General features: G+C 65.9%; 1 protein-coding gene. It reads right to left on the reverse strand.

The features are described from left to right. Positions 1-42 precede the first annotated feature (42 nt). Positions 43-1344, reverse strand: coding sequence for an IS256 family transposase (locus tag AB0J42_RS37680; RefSeq protein WP_364303388.1), 1302 nt, complete (start codon positions 1342-1344; stop codon positions 43-45). Positions 1345-1393 lie beyond the last annotated feature (49 nt).

Raw genomic sequence — 1393 nt, forward strand, 5'->3', positions numbered from 1 at the left:
GGGTGTGTCCAGTAAACGGTGTAACTCGATCTTGAATTAGTTCTATCGGGTGGTCGGGGTCAGGCGGCCTTCGAAGGTGATGGCGAAGGCGTTCAGGGCCGCTTTCCAGCGGGTGATCCAGCGTTTGCGGCCCTTGCCGGTCGGGTCCAGACTCATGATCGCCATGTAGACGCACTTGAGCGCGGCCTGCTCGTTCGGGAAGTGCCCACGGGCCTTGACCGCCCTCCTGATGCGCGCATTGACCGACTCGATCGCGTTGGTCGAGCAGATCACCCGCCGGATCTCGGCATCGAAGTTGAGGAAGGGCGCGAACTCCGCCCAGGCGTCCTCCCACAACTTCACGATCGCCGGATACCTGCCGCCCCAGACCTCGGCGAACTCGTAGAACCGCTCGAGCGCGGCGGCCTCGGTCGGGGCGGTGTAGACCGGCTTGAGGGCCTTGGCGACGGCGTCCCAGTGCTGGCGGGCGGCGTAGCGGAAGCTGGCGCGCAGCAGGTGCACCACACAGGTCTGGACGACGGCTTGCGGCCAGACGCTCTCGATGGCCTGCGGCAGCCCCTTCAGGCCGTCGCAGACCACCATCAGGGCATCACTGACGCCGCGGTTCTTGATCTCGGTCAGCACGTGCAACCAGAACTTCGCGCCCTCACCGCCGTCGCCGGCCCACAGGCCGAGGATGTCGCGCTCGCCGTCGACGGTGACCGCCATCGCCACGTAGATCGGCCGGTTGGCCACCTGCCCCTCGCGCAGCTTGACGTGGATGGCGTCGATGAAGATCACCGGATAGACCGCATCGAGCGGCCGGTTCTGCCACTCGGCCATCCCGTCCAGCACCTTGTCGGTGATGGTGGAGATGGTCTGCTTGGACACCTCCGCGCCGTACACCTCGGCCAGGTGCGCAGAGATCTCACCGGTGGTCAGCCCCTTGGCGGCCAGCGAGATGACCATCTCATCCACCCCGGACAGCCGCCGCTGCCGCTTGCGCACGATCTTCGGCTCGAAACTGCCGTCCCGATCACGCGGCACGGTGATCTCCACCGGCCCGACATCGGTGATGACGGTCTTGGACCGGGTCCCGTTGCGCGAGTTGCCCGTCTGGCTGCCGGCGCGCTCGTGCTTGTCGTAGCCGAGATGGTCGGTGATCTCACCCTCCAGGGCGGACTCCAGCACCAGCTTGGTCAGCCGGCCCAGCAGCCCGTTCTCCCCAACCAGCTCGATGCCCTCGGCACGGGCCTGCTCAACCAGACGGCCGACGAGCTCGCGATCTGAGTCCTTGGGCTCCTTGCGTGCCACCGCGGCGTCCTCCAGGTCAATCTCCGTCGATGCCTGGATCACAGTACTCATCAGGTGCGTTCTCCTTGATCAGGAGTTACACCGAAAACCGTACAGTCCC

The organism is Nonomuraea sp. NPDC049649, assembly GCF_040675175.1.
In the GTDB taxonomy this organism is placed as follows: domain Bacteria; phylum Actinomycetota; class Actinomycetes; order Streptosporangiales; family Streptosporangiaceae; genus Nonomuraea.